This is a genomic window from Bacillus sp. FSL R10-2780, from assembly GCF_038006125.1.
GTDB classification, from domain to species: domain Bacteria; phylum Bacillota; class Bacilli; order Bacillales; family Bacillaceae_G; genus Bacillus_A; species Bacillus_A cereus_U.
This window is the reverse complement of sequence record NZ_JBBOUQ010000001.1, coordinates 4,200,780-4,214,390: the sequence shown is the minus strand read 5'-3', so window position 1 is coordinate 4,214,390 and position 13,611 is coordinate 4,200,780. Positions and strand designations below refer to the sequence as shown.

Below are 13,611 nucleotides of genomic sequence, written 5' to 3'. Positions count from 1 at the left end.
TATCATCCCTATTTATATACACCAATTATTTCAACATCGTAATTACTTCTTCTAATTTCATACCGCGAGACGCTTTTACTAGCACAACATCTTTTGCATCAACTACTGCTTGCAACTCTTTTATTAACTCTTCTTTACTATCATACGCTTTTACACGGTCTTTAGGGAAATTAATTTTTGCACCTTCAGCAATTTGAGCCCCTAATCTACCATATGTGAATACATATGAGATTTTTGCTGGATCAATTAATTTACCTACTTCATAATGAAATTGCACTTCTTGATTTCCAAGTTCTAACATATCACCAAGTACAACAATTTTTTTAGCAAATCCATCTAAACCATTCATTAGGTGGAACGCAGCTTCCATAGCTGTTGGACTAGCATTATAAGCATCATTGATAATTGTTAAACCACTATCTTTTTTTACAATTTCCATACGCATACCTGTCATTTGAAGTGTTACTAAACCTTTTTTCATTTCTTCCCACGTTACACCAAAATTTTTTGCAATTGCCATTGAAGCAAGCGTATTATATACATTATGCTTTCCTAGTACTGGCAGATAGAATGACAAAGTTTCATCTCTATTCATCTTAAAGTGTGTCCCAGTCGCCTGTAATGTTACAGTAGTTGGATAATAATCATTTGCTCTCGCATCACCAAATGTAACTGTTTCAGCTGCTAAATTCATTTCCGGAACACGATTTGTTAATAGCGGCTCATCCCCATTATATACAAAAACTCCACCTTCTTGTAAACCTGTAACAATTTCTAACTTCGCTTCAGCAATTGCCTCACGAGAGCCTAAATCCATTAAGTGTGCCTCACCAATGTTCGTGATAATAGCTGCATTAGGACGAGCTAACTTAGATAGAAATTCAATTTCACCTCGGCTTGACATGCCCATTTCTAATACAGCTACTTCTGTATTTTCCTCTAAATTTAAAATAGTAAGAGGTAAACCGATATGGTTGTTGAAATTACCTTCTGTTTTTTGAACTTTAAATTTAGTCGCAAGAATACTTGTTACAATATCTTTCGTAGATGTTTTACCATTACTACCCGTTACACCAACAACTTTTACATCCAATTGATCACGATAGTTTTTCGCTAACATTTGCAATGCTGCTAGTGTATCTTCTACAAAAATAACTGGAAGATTTTCAGGTGGGTTTTCTACATCTTTCATCCACAATGTAGCAATCGCCCCGTTTTCAACAGCTTTATCTACAAAAGCATGTCCATCGAAACGTTCACCTTGAATCGGAACATATAAGTTTCCTTTTTCAATCTTTCTCGTATCAATAGATGCTCCTTGTATAGTAATCCCCTCATATTTCTCTGCTAATCCAGTACCATCTACCATTTTCTCTACTTGTTTTAACGTTCGCTTAATCATAAAAAAACACTCCTTACATAGAGGAAGCACTATTCCTTCGAATAGTGCTTCCTCCTTTTTTGTTAGATTGTATATTTAATTTTTTGTTTTTCTTCGTGACGTTCAATCGCTAAACGAATCAACTCTTCAATTAATTCCGGATACGGTAACCCTGTATGTTGCCATAATAGCGGGAACATACTAAACGGCGTGAATCCTGGCATTGTGTTTACTTCGTTAATATATAGTTCTCCATCTTTCGTTAAGAAGAAATCAGCTCGTGTTAAGCCAGAACCATCTAATGATTGGAATGCAATAATTGCATCTCGCTTAATTACATTAGACTCTTCTTCTGTCATTTCAGCTGGAATAATTAACGCTGTATCACCATCGATGTATTTCGATTTGTAATCATAAAAATCTTTTTTCGGTACAATTTCACCTACAACAGAACATTTCGGCTCATCATTACCTAATACACCAACTTCTACTTCACGACCTACAATATTTTCTTCTACAATAATTTTACGGTCAAATTGGAATGCCTCTTCGAATGCATTCTCAAGCTCTTCACGATCGTTACACTTATTAATACCAACACTTGAACCAAGGTTTGCTGGTTTTACGAAGCAAGGATATCCTAATACTTCTTCTACTTTTTCATACGCTATTTCACTATCTTTTTCCCATGCGCTACGAATGAAAGATGCATATTTCGCTTGTTTCAATCCAGCTTCTGCAAAGATATTTTTCATAACGACTTTATCCATACCAGCAGCTGATGCTAATACACCGTTACCTACATAAGGAATGTTCATTAATTCTAATAATCCTTGAACCGTTCCATCTTCACCGTTTGGCCCATGTAGTAATGGAAAAATAACGTCAATCGCATCTTCTTGAGAAGTTGCAGACGGAATAATTTCTGTGCTTAATGATAACGGGGAAATCGCATTTTCTGCACCGCTCATTTTTAAAGTTTCAACATCTGTTACTTCACCTTCAATACGCTCACCGCGTACCCATTGACCTTGTTCTGTAATATAAATTGGATGAATCTCGAATTTATCTTGATTTAATGCTTTAATAGCAGCAAGAGCCGTTTGTAACGAAACTTGATGCTCAGCTGATTTTCCACCGTATAATAAACCTAATTTAATTTTTGTCACTGAAATCACCCTAACCAATTGTTTTCATTTTTCTATTTTAGCACTTTTTATAAAAATAGGTAGTTCCTATTTGAAATAAAATGTAACTTCCATAAATAATTAAAAGACACCACTTATTGGTTTTCTACACTTTTCCTCTTTAATTTTCTACACACCTAAACATAATTAAACTTTAAAGTAAGATTGCTATCTAATCTGGTTATGTACCTAAAATATGTAGAAATCCACTTTTTGTGTATGTCATCTATATTATCCTACCATTTATGGAGAATGAAAAAACACTGATTAAAGTTTCATTTTATTAAGAAGACTGTTTTGTAAGCGTATCTTTTTGCCTCTGCTCAACAAGACGATCTAAAGAAACATATACAAAGCCTGCAACTACACATCCAACACCTAAAATTGTAAATAAGAAGTGACCAAGCAAACGATCCAATAGAAAACCACCAAGAAGTGGACCAAATGCCCCCCCTGTGATCCACTGCAAACTGGCCGCTCCCATATATGTTCCTCTCAAATGCTCAGGGGCCAAATTCGCTACAAACGTCATCTGTACAGGTGACATAATCATCTCACCTAACGTGTATATTGCATAAACGAACAGTAACGTTATTAAAATAATTGTAGCATTTGTATCTAATCCTCCAAACCACTTCGGTAACCACCCTATAAAAAACAAACCAATTCCGAACAAACACGCACCGTATAACATCGTCTTTCCGACAGGTTTATCTGCCGCCCATTTTGAAATTTGAAACTGAAATAAAACAACTAATAGTCCATTTAGCGCCATTAAATATGGATATGGATTATTAATGCCCTTCATTTCGTTATCAAAGTGCAGCGGCAACATGCCTTCTGTTTGAGAAAATCCCATAGAAATAATGATTCCCGCTAACAAATAAATCATTAACGCCTTATCTCTCATTAAAATTTTCCAAACCGCACCTGATTCCCTCTCTTCATTCTCTTCTTTTTTATCTGCGGCTTTTGGCATTGTCTCCTGAATAAAAATCAATACAAGTAATGCATAAAATAGCATTGTCGACGAAGCGATAATAAAAACAAGGTTCTTCGATAAAACAACTACTGATACTCCCATTATCGGCCCAATTGCAGCACCAATATTGTGTCCCATTCGCAATAAACCATATGCCTCTGTTCTTTTTTCTGGCGCCGTCACATCTGCAACCATCGCTGATGCCGCTGGATGAAATAGAGAATTACTTAACCCTAAAAAAATAGATAAAATAGCATATGGGATAAACCCTTCTATAAATAAAAAACCGAGCATTAGTAATGCATTACTCGCCATCGAAAATATCATAATTGGCTTTCTTCCATATATATCAGCTATTCTTCCGCCTATAAGTGAGCCAAAGCTTGCAGCAATTGGAGAAAGCGCCATAATAATTCCAACTTGTAATAAAGAATCTACCTTATCTTTTAAATATAGTGCAAAAAAAGGCATTAACATCATCATCGCAATTCCGTTCAATGTCTCACCGATAAATCGAATCCATACGTTACGATCCATCGCCCTTAGCTCACGCCATGTATTTTTCATACTTCCCCCCCTTTAATTAACCAACAATTATCTTACAACAAATTCAGAAAAATGTAAATTTTCAAAACAAAAATCCATTCTAACAGAATTAGAATGGATTTTTCCACTTATAAATTTGCTACATCTTCTTCTTTTTTACTATTACTTAAAGCACTATGTTTTCGGCTATATAAAAAGTAAACTGCTATACCAATAACCATCCATACCCCAAAACTAATCCACGCTGTTCCGGATAACTGAAGCATTAAGTATAAACAAAAAATTACCGTTAACGCTGGTAAAAATGGTACAAGAGGCGCCTTAAATGCCCTTGGTAAGTCAGGATGAGTTCTTCTCAGGACAATAACCGCAACTGCTACAAGTGCAAAGGCTGACAATGTCCCCATATTTACAAGGTGTGCTAAAACATTTAAATCAATTAGCCCTGAAATAAGTGCTGCAATAATCCCAGTTGTCCATGTATTTAAAAATGGTGTTTTAAATTTCGGATGAACTTTAGCAAGACGCTTCGGCAAAAGCCCATCTCGGCTCATCGCATACGAAACACGAACTTGCCCATACATCATAACTAGCATTACAGTTGTAATCCCTGTAATTGCTCCTACCGAAATTACTCCCGCTAAACTATCTTGTCCAATAAATTGAAGTGCAAAGGCAACTGGATCTGATATATTTAGCTGTCCGTATGGAACAATTCCTGTCAAAATAAGTGAAACAACGATATAAAGAACAGTACAAATTAATAACGATGCGATAATGCCGATTGGTAAATCACGTTGCGGACGTTTCACTTCTTCTGCAGCTGTTGAAACTGCATCAAATCCTATGAATGCGAAGAATACTGTAGCAGCTCCAGCCATTACACCATCTAAACCAAATGGCATAAAAGGCGTCCAATTTTCAGGTTTCACATAATTAAAACCAGCAAAGATAAAGATAAGAACAACCGCTATTTTAATAAATACCATGATATTATTTATTCGTGCACTTTCACGAACACCTCTAGATAAAAGAGCTGTCATAACTAGAATAATTAGAACTGCAGGTAGATCAATTATTCCACCCTTTCCTGTACCAGGAGCCGAGGAGAGAATGGTCGGAATATGAATCCCAAATCCCTTTAATAACGATTGAAAATACGCTGACCATCCATTGGCTACAGCAGATGTAGCTAATAAATACTCGAGCATTAAATCCCATCCAATTAAGAATGCAAATACTTCTCCCATCGTCGCATACGTGTACGTGTACACACTCCCTGAGACAGGAACTGAAGAAGCAAATTCAGCGTAACAAAATGCAGCAAAGGCACAAGCTAATGCAGCTATAGCAAATGATAATATAATAGCTGGTCCAGAATGTTTCGCTGCTACAACGCCAGTAAGAACAAAAATACCAGTTCCAACAATTGCTCCGATTCCAAGCATTGTTAAATCAAGTGCCCCTAACGTTCTCGATAATGTCTTTTGTTTACTTTCTTGCAGTAACGTTGAAATCGGCTTCTTTTGAAAAATTTGCTTCATACTGTGCTCCTCCATGATTTTAGTTTTCTGAAAATTTAATTTACTTTTTTCATTTTACCTACAGTATGTTTTTTAGTCAATGCTTTTGTCGGAATAAACAGAAAACTATCGAGATACGCGCTATACCCTTATCATTCTTTCTATAAAAAGATTCACACAATCATATCTATATACCTTTTCATAACTGTTTTTGGTATTAGTATACATGTCGATTTCACAAAAGAGGCATGCTCCTTTATTGAGCATGCCTCTTTTTACTTATTTCACAGTATATGAACCCTCTTCAATCCAGCTATACATATACTTTTCATCTTCCGTCTCATGTGCTTGTTTCACAATACGAAGCGGACGGAATGTATCTATCATAACAGCCAATTCAAGTGTTTCTTTCTTCCCTATACTCGCTTCTGTTTTTCCAGGATGCGGCCCATGTGGGATCCCGCTCGGATGAAGCGTAATAGAACCTTCTTCCACACCTTTTCGGCTCATAAAGTTACCTTCTACATAGTAAAGTACCTCATCACTATTCACATTACTATGATAATATGGTGCCGGAATTGATTCTGGATGATAATCATATAAGCGTGGTACGAAAGAGCAAATAACAAAATTATGACCTTCGAATGTTTGATGTACTGGTGGCGGCTGATGAATACGACCTGTAATTGGTTCAAAATCCTCAACATTAAATACCCATGGATATAAATAGCCATCCCAGCCAACAACATCTAACGGATGGTGCCCTAAAACATGCTTATGCATATAACCCCTCGACTTTGTCATTACGACAAACTCACCTTTTTCATCATATGTCTCCAATTTCTCCGGACCACGAATATCTCTTTCACAAAACGGACTATGCTCTAACAGTTGCCCATACTCATTGCGATAGCGACTTGGTGTTGTAATTTGGCTATTTGCCTCTACAACAAGAAACTTAGTCTCTCCCTCATCTGGAATAACACGATAAATCGTTCCAATTGGAATCGTTACATAATCACCTTTTCTATAGTGAATCGTTCCAAACATCGTCTCAATTTTTCCTGTTCCATAATGAACGAATAACATTTCATCGCCATCACCATTACGATAGAAATAATCCATTTTTTCTGCCGGACTCACTACTCCAATTAACAAATCTTCATTTCCAAGTATGAAGGTTCTTCCACTTACTGCATCACCATTTTTCTTATTTTCTTTCGTGCGAAAGTGACGATGAGCAAGAAGGGCATCCTCTTCATACTGTAACTGACAAGAATGCGATAATGCCGCATGACCTACTTCCGTTGGCATATAATGATGATACAAAATAGACTGCGTACCAGAAAAACCTTTTGTTCCCATTACCTGTTCACGATAAAGCGATCCATCCTTTTTACGGAATTGTACATGTCGTTTATGAGGTAGCTCCCCCATGTGACGATAATACATGCCCATCACCTGCTTCCATCTCTTTTTTGACCGTATTACGTAATGTACCTAAACCAGTAATCGTAAGTTCTACAACATCTCCATCTTGCAGCCACTCTTCCGTACCAAGCTCCAAAATACAGCCTGTTCCTACTGTTCCAGACCCGATAACATCCCCTGGATATAACGTAACATCTTCCGAAGCACGTTCAATCATTTCAGAGAATGCATAATAAATATCTTGGAAATTCCCTTTTGATAACAGTTGCCCATTTACATGAGCAGTCATCTCTAAATCATAACGATCACCGTTACGATAAACGTCTAATTCCTCTTTCGTAACGAGATACGCTCCTAATGAAGTTGCAAAGTCTTTCCCTTTCGCTGGGCCAAGCCCTACTTTCATTTCTGTTGCTTGTAAGTCCCTTGCACTCCAGTCGTTCATAATACAGTACCCAAAAATATATTCCTCTGCTTGCTCACGAGAAATGTTTCGTCCTTCTTTCCCAATTACGCAAGCAATCTCTAACTCATAATCAAGTTTTTTAGACTTCTTCGGACCAATAACAAAATCATCTGGTCCAATAACAGCACGGTGGTTAGTAAAATAAAAAACCGGGATATCATACCATTCAGGTACAACATCTAACCCTCTTCTTCCGCGGGCTGTTTTTACATGCTGTTCAAATGCATAAAAATCTCGAATGCTACTCGGATTAGGAATTGCCGCTGCTAATTGAACTTCATCTAAGGAATATATACCCTTTTCAGGATGCTTAATATTACGCAATACTTCTACATACGCATCTGCTTTCTCTAAAAAGGCGAACATAGAAGAAGGTATTTGTCCATCACTCGCAAGATTCATATCAATTACTTTGTCACCTTCAAGCCATCCAGCTCGCATTTCTTTCGAGGGGAGACGAAATGTAACAAATTTCATCATGATTCCTCCCTATGAAAATGAAATTTCCACCAACAAAGGAACTCTTGCTGGTGGATACAAATTTTATAAATTTCCGCGACGCTCTTGTTCTCTTTCAATTGATTCGAATAACGCTTTAAAGTTCCCTTCGCCAAATCCACGAGAACCTTTACGTTGGATGATTTCAATAAATAGAGTTGGACGATCTACAATTGGTTTCGTAAAGATTTGTAATAAATAACCTTCTTCGTCACGGTCTACTAGAATCTTCAATTCTTTTAATTTATCAATTTCTTCATCAATTTTCCCCACTCTTGCAGTTAACTCATCGTAATACGTATCTGGCGTATCTAAAAACTCAACACCATTCGCACGAAGTACTTCAATTGTTTTTACAATGTCACTTGTTAATAAAGCAAGATGCTGTACACCCGCTCCGTTATAGAACTCTAGATATTCTTGAATTTGCGACTTTCTTTTTCCATCTGCTGGTTCATTAATTGGAAACTTAATACGGCTTCCATTCGTCATAACTTTTGACATTAATGCCGAATACTCTGTGCTAATATCGTCATCATCAAAGTGAATCATTTGTTTAAATCCCATGACGTTCTCATAATAACTAACCCATTCTTCCATTTTCTCAACGTTACCAACGACATGGTCTACAGCAATTAAACCGGATTCTTCAAATGGAATATTGAACTCTACCTTTTGAAATCCTGGCATGAATGTTCCTTTATAATTTTTACGCTCTACAAGCGTATGAATTGTATCACCATACGTACCAATAACCGCTTTCTTCAAGGTACCTTCCTCATCTGTTAACTCTTCAGGAGGAGCAATCGCAACAGCGCCACGCTTCACCGCTTCAGAGTAAGCTTTATCAACGTCATCAACAAGTAAAGCCACATCTTTCACTCCATCACCATGAGTCTTTACAAACTCTGCAATACGGCCATCGCTACTTAAAGCTCCAGACACAACAAAACGCATATTCTTTTGCACAAGAACATAAGATACCTTTTCACGGTTTCCTGTTTCTAATCCAGAATAAGCTACAATTTTGAATCCAAACGCTCTCGCAAGATAATAACTTGATTGCTTTGCATTTCCTACGTAAAATTCTATATGATCTACATCACGTACCGGGAAAAAATCCTCCATTTGTGCAGCTAGCGTATCCATAGATTTTTGTTTCATAAATTCCTCATCCCCCTGTAAATAGATTAAATGGTCCATAATTAAACCTAACCAAAAACGCTTCCAATGTTCGTTAATAGAAATTAGTTAGCAAGCTAACAAATTATGACCTTTAAAATTTTCTATCTTTTCTGTCAAATTCCTCTTTTTTTCTTACATATAAAATTCGACCTTTTTCTCTTTAAAATACAGTGAAACTTTAATCAGCGGGCTTTTACGGGATAAGGGGATAACATTAATACTTGAGGGGATATATGAGAGGAAAACAAAAAAGACCCCAACATATTAACTATTTACTAATATGCCAGAGTCTTTATTTTTTTAGAATAATGGTACGTACGGTATATAAAAACTTATTGTTATCCATATTCATCATACTAATACATTTGTAAGGAATATAATAAACGCTGTCAATACAGCCGCTCCACCTGCTGATACTAAAATATCCATTTTTGTTACTTGTAATACTTGTTCCTTGTTCATATTCCTCATTCTCCCTTCTTTTGTTTTTGTTACAAAATTTCTATTATACTAATACGCTTGAAAGAAATACGATTAATGCTGTTAATACTACTGCTCCGCTTGCTGATCCTAAGAAGTCGCCTTTTGTTACGTTCAATACTTGCTCGTTGTTCATAATTTTCATTCTCCCTTCTCTTATTTTTGTTACAAAATTTCTATTATACTAATACGCTTGAAAGAAATACGATTAATGCTGTTAATACTACTGCTCCGCTTGCTGATCCTAAGAAGTCGCCTTTTGTTACGTTTAATACTTGCTCGTTGTTCATAATTTTCATTCTCCCTTCTCTTATTTTTGTTACAAAACTTCTATTATACTAATACGCTTGAAAGAAATACGATTAATGCAGTTAATACTACCGCTCCGCTTGCTGATCCTAAGAAGTCACCTTTTGTTACGTTTAATACTTGCTCGTTGTTCATAATTTTCATTCTCCCTTCTCTTATTTTTGTTACAAAGCTTCTATTATACTAATACGCTTGAAAGAAATACGATTAATGCTGTTAATACTACTGCTCCGCTTGCTGATCCTAAGAAGTCACCTTTTGTTACGTTTAATACTTGCTCGTTGTTCATATCATTCATTCTCCTTTTTATAAGTTATCTATATGTAATTTCTAAGAAATGATTAGTTCATAGTTTTCATATTAACGTTACATTGAAATTAATTACGTAACGTTTGTAACATTAATGTAACATAAGTATTATTACGTTGCAATATAATTACGTAAATTTTATTACACTTTTTTTACGTTTTTTTAAATAAACACTCAAAAACCTTGTTCTAATGCGTTTTCTACTACAATCATGTTCGTAACACTAGTGTAACATTACGGTCATAAAGCGAAATATAATATTATTCATCTCTATTTTGTTACAAAACAAAGTGAAACTTTAATCAGCAAGGGTTCCATTCCCTACTGATTATTCCCCCTCACCAATCGAGCTTTTACTGGCAAATTAATGCGGGATTAAATACTATCTTTCCAAGATAAGTTTATATGTTTCCTCTATATAACTATGTATAATGGAAACAAAGAGGTGGTCATTTTGAAATTAATCGCACTAGATATGGATGGTACACTACTATCATCTAATCTTGAAATCTCCAAAGAGAACTTACAAGCTATCCAAACCGCAAAAGAAGCTGGTCATATTGTAATGATTTGTTCTGGCCGCGCGAAGGAGGATGCTTTGAAATTATTGGAAGAATATAAACTATCTCTTCCAGTTGGAGCAAGCAATGGGGCAATTGTTTATGTGGACGGAAAAGTAATTAACTCGCGTTGTTTACACAATGATAAAGTATACAAGCTTGCAAAATTACTAGAATCTGAAGGTTTCCCATATAAGTTGTACACAAATAAAGGGGTTTATTCTCCTTATACATGGCAAGGTCAAGTCATGCAGACATTCGAAGAAAACAAACATACACTAGATGTTACACTTGAAGAACTTGAAAGAATTACAGAAAAACAAAAGAAATCTAACTTAATTACTGATTTCCAAAAAATAGAAGATGTCGTAAATAATCCAGAATTAGAAATATCTAAATTCTTCATTTTAACATTTAATGCTGCTCATCGTTCACAGCTATTACAAACTTTACAAGGAGATACGGACATTTCAGTTACGGCATCAGCTCCTACTAATGTAGAAATTATGGATAAGCATGGCCATAAAGGCAATGGTTTGCAAGAAATGGCAGCTTATTTCAATATACCAATTGAAGATACTGTTGCAATCGGCGATAACTTTAATGACGTGCCAATGTTACAAGTTGCAGGCTTATCAGTTGCAATGGGAAATGCCGAAGAAGATGTAAAAAAACTATGTGACGTTGTAACATTAACAAACAATGAACATGGTGTTGCTCATGCAATCGAGCAATTTGTATTGAAACAAACTTCATCTAGTAAATAAAAAAAGGGACTCTTTCACTTTTTGAAAGAGTCCTTTTTTTCACACATGGTGACAAGCAACAAAATGATTTTCACCCACATTACGGAATTCTGGTACATTCTTTTTACAAACATCTGTAGCAAACGGACAGCGTGTATGAAAACGGCAACCTGACGGCGGATTTGCCGGACTTGGAATATCCCCTTCTAAAATAATCCGTTCTCGTTTAACCGTTGGATCAGGTATTGGTACTGCTGATAATAATGCTTTTGTATATGGATGAAGTGGATTCGCAAATAACTCATCACGTGCTGCTGTTTCCACAATAGTTCCTAAGTACATAATTCCAATTTTCGTACATAAGTGCTCCACAACACTTAAATCATGTGAAATGAATAAATAGGACAATCCCTTTTTCTCCTGTAATTCACTAAACAAATTAATGATTTGCGCTTGAATAGATACATCTAATGCCGCAACAGGCTCATCAGCCACAATAAATTCTGGATCTAATACCATTGCCCTTGCAATAACGATACGCTGACGTTGCCCACCGGAAAACTCATGAGGGTACCGGTCAATATGATACGGCGCTAAACCACATAACTCCAATACTTCTATCACCTTTTCACGGACATTTTCTTTCGTCGCTAGCCCGTGAGCCAACATTGGCTCACCAAGCGCTTCTCCAATTCTCATTCTTGGATTTAATGAGCTAAATGGATCTTGAAAGACGAGCTGCATATTAGGACGATGCTTTCTCAGCTCCTCTTTTGATAAAGTATGAACATCTTGACCTTTAAATTTCACTTCACCTTCTGTTTTTTGAACGAGACGGAGAATTGTTTTCCCTATCGTCGTTTTCCCACTTCCAGACTCTCCTACAAGGCCAAACACTTCTCCTTTATCAATTGTAAAGCTTACCCCATCTACCGCTTTCACATGTCCAATCGTCCTACTAAATACGCCGCCCTTAATCGGAAAATACGTTTTTAAGTTCTTCACTTCTAATAATGGTTCACTCATTGCCCAGCACGCTCCTCATATAACCAACAAGCTACTTTATGATCCTCATCATGCACATTAAGATTTGGCGCTTCATTTTTGCATATTTCCATGCAATGTTCACATCGACCACTAAAGTAGCAAAATTCATCTAAGCCAACTAAATTTGGAACTTGCCCTGGAATAGAATAAAGTTTATCTGTTCGTTTCCCCATTACTGGTTTTGATTTTAGCAATCCTTTCGTATATGGGTGTTTAGGATTTTGAAATAGCTCTACTACTGGAGCTTCTTCAATGACTTTACCACCATACATAACAACAACGTAATCGGCCATTTCCGCTACAACACCTAGATCATGTGTAATTAATAAGATAGACGTTTTAAATTCCTCTTTTACTTGTCTTAATAAGTCTAATATTTGCGCTTGAATCGTAACATCAAGAGCTGTTGTCGGTTCATCTGCAATTAATAACTTTGGATTACAACTAAGTGCAACAGCAATCATAATACGTTGTAACATTCCACCGCTCAGTTCATGCGGATAAGAATGGACAATTTCATCAGCACGAGCAATACCAACTTTACGAATTAATTCAATTGCTTTTTTGTATGCTTCGTTTTTGCTAAGTAGTTCATGCTCTCTTAACGTCTCAACAATTTGCTCTCCAACAGTGAAGACTGGATTAAGCGATGTCATCGGTTCCTGGAAAATCATCGCAATATCATTTCCTCTTAAACTACGAAGTTCTTTCTCTTTCATTCCTAAAAGGCTTTTTCCTTCATAAAGAATATCGCCACCAACGATGCCGCCAGATTCAGCAATAAGTCCCATAATAGATAAGGCCGTTACACTTTTCCCGCAACCTGATTCGCCTACTACACAAACTGTTTCACCTTCCCGAACTGAAAAGCTAACATGATTAACAGCCTTTACTGTCCCTTCTTCCGTCTGAAAGTGTGTTTGTAAATCCTTTATCTCTACTACTGCTTTACTCATGCTTC

The 13,611-nt window shown here is 36.3% G+C and carries 15 protein-coding genes; 1 reads left to right on the top strand and 14 read right to left on the bottom strand.

Translation table 11 applies throughout. The features are described from left to right. Positions 1 to 25: 25 nt before the first annotated feature. From murF to NSQ47_RS21960, 12 genes are all read right to left on the bottom strand, one after another. Positions 26 to 1,402, bottom strand: coding sequence for a UDP-N-acetylmuramoyl-tripeptide--D-alanyl-D-alanine ligase (gene murF / locus NSQ47_RS22015; RefSeq protein ID WP_016103361.1), 1,377 nt, complete (start codon positions 1,400 to 1,402; stop codon positions 26 to 28). 62 nt (positions 1,403 to 1,464) lie between these two features. Beyond that, a complete protein-coding gene (locus NSQ47_RS22010; RefSeq protein WP_002159539.1) occupies positions 1,465 to 2,550 on the bottom strand; it encodes a D-alanine--D-alanine ligase in 1,086 nt (361 codons plus the stop codon). A 301-nt stretch (positions 2,551 to 2,851) separates the two neighbouring features. After that, positions 2,852 to 4,117, bottom strand: a complete 1,266-nt coding sequence (locus NSQ47_RS22005) for an MDR family MFS transporter (RefSeq protein WP_199709970.1) — start codon at positions 4,115 to 4,117, stop codon at positions 2,852 to 2,854. A 107-nt stretch (positions 4,118 to 4,224) separates the two neighbouring features. Continuing rightward, positions 4,225 to 5,640, bottom strand: a complete 1,416-nt coding sequence (locus NSQ47_RS22000; RefSeq protein WP_002159541.1) for an amino acid permease — start codon at positions 5,638 to 5,640, stop codon at positions 4,225 to 4,227. 258 nt (positions 5,641 to 5,898) lie between these two features. Next, the gene (locus NSQ47_RS21995) at positions 5,899 to 7,071 is read right to left on the bottom strand and encodes a homogentisate 1,2-dioxygenase (protein WP_016103359.1); all 1,173 of its coding nucleotides are present in this window, start codon (positions 7,069 to 7,071) and stop codon (positions 5,899 to 5,901) included. Next, positions 7,037 to 7,993, bottom strand: a complete 957-nt coding sequence (locus NSQ47_RS21990) for a fumarylacetoacetate hydrolase family protein (protein WP_341037994.1) — start codon at positions 7,991 to 7,993, stop codon at positions 7,037 to 7,039. Before NSQ47_RS21990 ends, NSQ47_RS21995 begins: the two co-directional genes overlap by 35 nt. Positions 7,994 to 8,059: 66 nt before the next feature. Beyond that, the gene (gene hppD, locus NSQ47_RS21985; protein WP_002113414.1) at positions 8,060 to 9,178 is read right to left on the bottom strand and encodes a 4-hydroxyphenylpyruvate dioxygenase; all 1,119 of its coding nucleotides are present in this window, start codon (positions 9,176 to 9,178) and stop codon (positions 8,060 to 8,062) included. 372 nt (positions 9,179 to 9,550) lie between these two features. Next, on the bottom strand, positions 9,551 to 9,661 hold the full coding sequence (locus NSQ47_RS21980) for a DUF3948 family protein (RefSeq protein WP_002113412.1): 111 nt from the start codon (positions 9,659 to 9,661) through the stop codon (positions 9,551 to 9,553). Between the two features lie 43 nt (positions 9,662 to 9,704). Beyond that, positions 9,705 to 9,815: a DUF3948 family protein gene (locus NSQ47_RS21975; RefSeq protein WP_001058532.1), complete on the bottom strand. Its 111-nt coding sequence runs from the start codon at positions 9,813 to 9,815 to the stop codon at positions 9,705 to 9,707. A 43-nt stretch (positions 9,816 to 9,858) separates the two neighbouring features. Continuing rightward, on the bottom strand, positions 9,859 to 9,978 hold the full coding sequence (locus tag NSQ47_RS21970; RefSeq protein ID WP_002074222.1) for a DUF3948 family protein: 120 nt from the start codon (positions 9,976 to 9,978) through the stop codon (positions 9,859 to 9,861). 34 nt (positions 9,979 to 10,012) lie between these two features. Next, entirely contained in the window at positions 10,013 to 10,132 is a 120-nt protein-coding gene (locus NSQ47_RS21965; RefSeq protein ID WP_002074222.1) for a DUF3948 family protein, read from the bottom strand. Positions 10,133 to 10,166: 34 nt separating this feature from the next. Continuing rightward, positions 10,167 to 10,277, bottom strand: a complete 111-nt coding sequence (locus NSQ47_RS21960) for a DUF3948 family protein (protein ID WP_001058532.1) — start codon at positions 10,275 to 10,277, stop codon at positions 10,167 to 10,169. A 474-nt stretch (positions 10,278 to 10,751) separates the two neighbouring features. Here NSQ47_RS21960 and NSQ47_RS21955 point away from each other — a divergent pair, with 474 nt between their 5' ends. After that, on the top strand, positions 10,752 to 11,624 hold the full coding sequence (locus NSQ47_RS21955) for a Cof-type HAD-IIB family hydrolase (RefSeq protein ID WP_341037993.1): 873 nt from the start codon (positions 10,752 to 10,754) through the stop codon (positions 11,622 to 11,624). 39 nt (positions 11,625 to 11,663) lie between these two features. Here the strand turns inward: NSQ47_RS21955 and NSQ47_RS21950 are convergent, their stop codons facing one another. Beyond that, positions 11,664 to 12,629: an ABC transporter ATP-binding protein gene (locus tag NSQ47_RS21950; RefSeq protein WP_341037992.1), complete on the bottom strand. Its 966-nt coding sequence runs from the start codon at positions 12,627 to 12,629 to the stop codon at positions 11,664 to 11,666. Next, a complete protein-coding gene (locus tag NSQ47_RS21945; protein ID WP_016103352.1) occupies positions 12,626 to 13,606 on the bottom strand; it encodes an ABC transporter ATP-binding protein in 981 nt (326 codons plus the stop codon). The genes NSQ47_RS21950 and NSQ47_RS21945 overlap by 4 nt, the downstream gene beginning before the upstream one ends. Positions 13,607 to 13,611 lie beyond the last annotated feature (5 nt).